This is a genomic window from Mycobacterium sp. (assembly GCF_050701675.1).
Taxonomy (GTDB): Bacteria; Actinomycetota; Actinomycetes; order Mycobacteriales; family Mycobacteriaceae; genus Mycobacterium.
This window is the reverse complement of the sequence record NZ_JBOGDD010001024.1, coordinates 1-5708: the sequence shown is the minus strand read 5'-3', so window position 1 is coordinate 5708 and position 5708 is coordinate 1. Positions and strand designations below refer to the sequence as shown.

5 protein-coding genes are annotated in these 5708 nt (G+C 67.3%); 3 read left to right on the top strand and 2 right to left on the bottom strand.

The genetic code is table 11. From position 1 onward, the window contains the following. Together ACRDUX_RS31405 and ACRDUX_RS31400 are read right to left on the bottom strand one after the other, a co-directional pair. Positions 1-1747, bottom strand: a 1747-nt coding sequence (locus ACRDUX_RS31405; protein ID WP_526419844.1) for a DNA polymerase, incomplete at its 3' end; no start/stop codon positions are given. A 49-nt stretch (positions 1748-1796) separates the two neighbouring features. Further along, positions 1797-2684 (bottom strand): LysR substrate-binding domain-containing protein, encoded by an 888-nt coding sequence (locus tag ACRDUX_RS31400; protein WP_526419842.1) that lies wholly within the window; start codon positions 2682-2684, stop codon positions 1797-1799. Between the two features lie 71 nt (positions 2685-2755). Here ACRDUX_RS31400 and ACRDUX_RS31395 point away from each other — a divergent pair, with 71 nt between their 5' ends. The 3 genes from ACRDUX_RS31395 to ACRDUX_RS31385 all read left to right on the top strand — a co-directional run bounded on the left by ACRDUX_RS31395 (position 2756) and on the right by ACRDUX_RS31385 (position 5692). After that, positions 2756-3901, top strand: coding sequence for an FAD-dependent oxidoreductase (locus ACRDUX_RS31395; protein WP_526419840.1), 1146 nt, complete (start codon positions 2756-2758; stop codon positions 3899-3901). A gap of 109 nt (positions 3902-4010) precedes the next feature. Beyond that, a complete protein-coding gene (locus ACRDUX_RS31390) occupies positions 4011-4460 on the top strand; it encodes a Zn-ribbon domain-containing OB-fold protein (RefSeq protein ID WP_526419838.1) in 450 nt (149 codons plus the stop codon). Next, positions 4445-5692 (top strand): lipid-transfer protein, encoded by a 1248-nt coding sequence (locus ACRDUX_RS31385; RefSeq protein WP_526419836.1) that lies wholly within the window; start codon positions 4445-4447, stop codon positions 5690-5692. The genes ACRDUX_RS31390 and ACRDUX_RS31385 overlap by 16 nt, the downstream gene beginning before the upstream one ends. Positions 5693-5708: the final 16 nt, after the last annotated feature.

Sequence of the window (5708 nt, the reverse complement as noted above, 5' to 3'; positions counted from 1 at the left end):
GCAGGAAGGGGTGGCTGGTCTTGTCGAACAGTCCCTGCAGCGCGTCGGCGTCGGTGGTGTAGCCGGTCTTGGTGCGCTTGGTCTTCGGCATCTCCAGTTCCTCGAACAGCACCACCTGAAGCTGTTTGGGCGAGCCGAGGTTGATCTGCTTGCCGATCACGCCGTACGCGGCTTCGGCCGCGTCGCGGATCAGGTTTGCGAAATTGCTTTGCAGCTGCCCGAGAAGGTCGAGATCGACCGCGATGCCCGTGGCCTCCAACTGCGCGAGGACCCGCTGTACCGGAAGCTCCATCTGGCCCAACAGCGCCGACGAGTCGATCCTGGCCAGTTCCTCGTCGAGCGCGTTGGCGAGGTCGGCGACCGCCGATGCCCTCAAGAGCAGCGTCTGCACTGCCTGGTCGTCGACGCCATCCTCGTCATCGAGGAGTGAAAGCTGTTGTTGTTCAGGATTTTCCGCTCGCAGCTCACGCTTGAGATACCGGACTGCGAGGTCGTCGAGCGTGAAGCTGCGCTGCCCGGGCCGCACCAGGTAGGCCGACAGTGCGGTGTCGGAGGTGACGCCGTTGAGATCCCAGCCGCGGCCGGCGAGGTCGTGCATCGCGAGCTTGGCCTCGTGCAGGGCCTTCGGCACCCCGGGGTCGCTGAGGAAGGCGGCCAGCGCCGCCTCGTCCTCCTGGGCCAGGGTCGAGGTGTCGAAGTAGCAGCCCTCACCGTCGGCCGAGACGATGGAGATCGCGGTGGCGTCGGAGTCGAACGCAAGGTGCGTCCCCACCACGGCGAGCCCGAACCGTCGGCCGCTGCCGTGCTCGGCCAGCCAGGACGCGAGTTGGCCGCGCTCGAGCACCCCGCCCCGTACGTCGAAGCCCTGCTCCACCTCCGGGTCGGACGACGCGAGTGTCTCGAACAACCGGTCGCGAAGAACTCGGAACTCGAGGTCGTCGAAGAGTCGGTGGATCTGGTCGCGGTCCCACGGCATCATTCGCAACGTGTCGGGCGTCTGGGCCAGCGGTACGTCCTTGACCAGTTCGGTCAGGTCGCGGTTGAGGATGACGTGGGAGAGGTTGGCGCGCAATGAGTCTCCGACCTTGCCCTTGACGGTGTCGACCTGGTCGACGAGCGACTGCAGCGAGCCGTACTCGAGGATCCACTTGGAGGCAGTCTTCTCCCCCACGCCGGGGATGCCGGGCAGGTTGTCGCTCGGGTCGCCGCGGAGCGCGGCGAAGTCCGGGTACTGGGTGGGCGTGAGCCCGTACTTCTCGACGACGGCATCCGGGGTGAAACGCGTCAGCTCGGATACGCCCTTGCGTGGGTAGAGCACGGTGACGTCGGGGCTGACGAGTTGCAGCGCGTCGCGGTCACCGGTGACGATCAGCACCCGGTAGCCCTCGTTCTCGGCCTGGGTGGCCAGCGTCGCGATGATGTCGTCGGCCTCGAACCCCTGCTCGGCCAGCGCGGTGATGCCGAGGGCGACGAGGACTTCCTTGGTGATGTCGATCTGGCCGCGGAACTCGTCGGGGGTGGCGGACCGACCTGCCTTGTACTCCGGGTACTTCTCCGACCTGAACGTCTGACGGGACACGTCGAAGGCCGCGGCGATGTGGGTGGGCTGCTCGTCGCGTAGAAGGTTGATCAGCATGGCCGTGAAGCCGTACACCGCATTGGTGGTCAAACCGCCCTGGGTCTTGAAGTTCTCCGCGGGCAGCGCGTAGAAGGCGCGAAAGGCCAGCGAATTGCCGTCCAACAGCATCAATGTGGGCTTGGTCTCGGTCTTGGCAGGGCTCACGCCCTCACTCTATTCACCCGTGCCGACACTCCAGGAGACGCCGTGCCATCTGCACCAGTACCGAGGTCGCGGGATTCATCGGGCCGGTCGACCGCCAGGCCAGGACGAGGCGTGCGCGCATCTCGGGCCTGATCGTCAGCGCGTGTAGACCGGGCCTGGACCGCGCCACCGAACTCGGCAGGATCGCCACACCGAGACCGCGCTCGGCTAGTTCGGCCAACGCGATCGGCGTCGACGCCTCGAAGGCGATCCGTACCGACACCCCTGCCGTCGTGCAGGCCTGGTCGAGACGGTGCCGGACACCGGTGCCGACGGGAAGCGCGATCAGCGAGCGTTCCGCCAGCGCGGCCAGGTCCACGCTCGATTCGCCTGCCAGGTCGTCGTCCTGACTGACCGCCGCATCGATGGCCTCGTCCGTCACGACCTCGACGTCGAGTCCGTCGGGACACTCGTCGGAGCCGACCGACACGATTGCTACGTCGAGCACACCGCTGCGCAGTTGGCTGATCAGGAGATCGGAGTTGTCCGTGCTGAGCGTGATCTCGACACCGGGGTGCGCGCGGTGGAAGTCGGCCAACAATCCCGCGATGTCCATGTCGTGAGCCGTGACCGTGCCGATGGCGACGGTTCCCCTGACGAGCTCGGTGAGTTCCTCGACCGACCGTCGCACGTCGGCGACGGCGGCAAGGGCGGCCCTCGCGGAGGGCAACACCGCCTCGCCTGCTGCCGTCAGACGGACGGTCCGCTTCGATCGGTCCAGCAGCGGCTGGCCCAGTTCGCGTTCGAGTTTCTGGATCTGCGCACTCACTGCAGGCTGCGCCACGTGCAGACGCTCCGCGGCCCTGGTGAAGTTAGCCTCCGCGGCGACCGCGACCAGGTACTCCAGCTGCCGAAGTTCCATAAGAAGAAACAATACTTTCTGGTCCGATCATGTATTGGACTTATGGAACCGGTGCGCCGACGCTGTGAGGCATGAACGACACCACGGTGCTCGTCGCTGGCGCCGGAATCGGAGGCCTCACCGCGGCACTGGCCCTGCATCGACACGGCATCGGGGCCACCGTCATCGAACGAGCCGCCGAACTGCGACCGCTCGGGGTCGGCATCAACCTGCTCCCCCGCGCCGTCGCCGAGCTCGACCGGCTCGGCCTCGCCGACGAGCTGGTCGAACACGCGGTGGCGCCAAGGGCGATCCAATTTCACGACGACGAGGGCCGACTGCTGTACCGCGAGCCGCGTGGAATCGACGGCGGATATCGCTGGCCGCAGCTTTCCGTCGGACGGGGTCGTCTGCAGGCGCTGCTGCTGTCCGCCGTGCGTGACCGGCTCGGACCGGACGCGGTGCGCTGTGGTTACCGGCTGACCGAATTCCAGGAGTCCGACGACGAAGTCTTGGTGCACACCTCCGGCGGAGCGATGACGGCGGCGGTACTCGTCGGCGCCGACGGCATCCACTCCGCGGTGCGAGCGCAGCTACACCCAACGGGCGATCAGCTGCTCTGGTCGGGCATGCGGATGTTCCGCGGCGCGACCATGGCCGAGCCCTTCCTCGACGGCGAGACGATGGCGATCGTCAAGGGTGACGGCGTCGAGGTCATCACCTATCCGATCGGCGACGGACTGATCAACTGGGTGGTTCAGGTCGACGAGGCCGCGCCAGGCGCGCTGCCGGGAGATGCGAACTGGAACGCGCCTGGCGATCCGGACACCGTGATCGGCCACCTGTCGGCCTTCCAGGTGGACTGGCTCGACGTCGCCGCCCTGGTGCGAAATGCGCAGACCGTGCTCGAGTACCCGATGGTCGATCGGGATCCGTTGCCGTGGTGGTCGCCTCCCGACGGGCGCGGCCGGGTGACGCTGCTCGGTGACGCCGCGCACCCGATGTATCCCGTCGGCGCCAACGGTGGCTCACAGTCGATCATCGACGCCACGACGCTGGCCGACGAATTGGCGCGCGACCCACGGAACGGATTACGCGACTACGAGATCCGTCGCCGTCCTGAGACGGCGGCCGTCATCGCCGCCAACCGGGAGATGCTCAGGGCCGGCGCAGGACCGGACGAGCTTGCACGCGTCACCACCAAGTACCGACACGACACTCACGCGGACCGGACCTAGGCAGGGCCGGCTCGAGATTGCCGCGGTCGCCAAGACGGCCCGAGACGCAGAGCCGGGCGAAACTGCAACACGTTTCAGTTTCACGGTTGGCATCGATTACGCTGGCCGCGTGCCAGGATCTACGGACGCCACAGCGCAACTACCAGCCATCGACGGATGGTTCGCCACCGACGACGCCGGAGTCGCCCACCTCATCGCCGGTAAGTGCACGCAGTGCAGCACCTACGTCTTTCCGCCGAGGGCCACCAACTGCCCGAACCCGGCGTGCGACGGCGACACGCTCGACCAGGTTCCGCTCTCGCGCCGCGGAAAGGTGTGGAGTTACACCGAGAATCGGTATCCCCCGCCCAGTCCCTATCCGGCCGCGGACCCGTTCCAGCCGTTCGCCATCGCCGCGGTCGAACTCGCCGACGAGGGGCTGATCATCCTGGGGAAGGTCGTCGAGGGCACTCTGGCAGCGGACCTCAAGGTCGGCCTCGAGATGGAACTGACCACGATGCCGCTCTACACCGACGAAGACGGATTCGTGCGGAGCGTCTACGCATGGAGGATCGCATGAGCCCGGAGACATCTCCCGAGTCGCTTCGCTCCGGCCCGCCGGAACCCCTGTACATCCTCGGCGCAGGCATGCATCCGTGGGGCAAGTGGGGCCGCGACTTCACCGAGTACGGCGTCGTCGCCGCACGCGCCGCTCTTGCCGAGGCAGGCCTGGATTGGCGACAGATTCAACTGGTGGCGGGCGCAGACACCATTCGCAACGGCTACCCAGGCTTCATCGCCGGGTCGACGTTCGCTCAGAAACTGGGCTGGAACGGCGTCCCCGTCAGCTCGAGCTACGCGGCGTGCGCCAGCGGATCACAGGCACTCCAGAGCGCCCGTGCCCAGATACTCGCAGGATTTTGCGACGTCGCCCTGGTCATCGGCGCCGACACCACACCCAAGGGCGCCTTCGCGCCGGTGGGCGGTGAACGCAAGAACGATCCGGACTGGCAGCGATTCCACCTGATCGGCGCCATGAACCCCGTCTACTTCGCGTTGCTGGCGCGCCGCCGGATGGACCTCTACGGTGCGACGTCCGAGGACTTCGCGCAGGTGAAGGTCAAGAACTCGCGCCACGGTCTGCAGAACCCGAATGCCCGCTACCGCAAGGAATCCGCGATCGAGGACGTGCTGGCCAGCCCGGTGGTCTCCGACCCGCTGCGGCAGCTCGACATCTGCGCCACCTCCGACGGGGCTGCTGCGCTGATCGTGGCGAGCAAGTCGTTCGCCCAGAAGCACCTTGGCTCACTCGAGGGCGTGCCGTCGGTGCGTGCCGTGAGCACGGTGACCCCGCGGTACCCGCAGCATCTCCCCGAACTGCCCGACATCGCAACGGATTCCACCGCTGTGGTGGCCGCACCGGACCGGGTGTTCAAGGATCAGATCCTCGACGCCGCCTACGCGGAAGCCGGCATCGGCCCCGAGGACCTGTCACTGGCCGAGGTCTACGACCTGTCCACCGCCCTCGAGCTGGACTGGTATGAACACCTGGGCCTCTGCGCAAGGGGCGAGGCGGAGTCACTGCTCCGCAGCGGCGCCACCACCATTGGCGGCCGGGTCCCCGTCAACCCGTCGGGTGGACTTGCCTGCTTCGGGGAAGCCATTCCGGCCCAGGCGATTGCGCAGGTGTGCGAGCTCACCTGGCAGTTGAAGGGGCAGGCCATCGGTAGGCAGGTCGAGGGCGCGACGGTCGGCGTCACCGCCAACCAGGGGCTCTTCGGCCACGGGTCGTCGGTCATCGTCGCCCGCTGATCGCCTAGTCCACGCC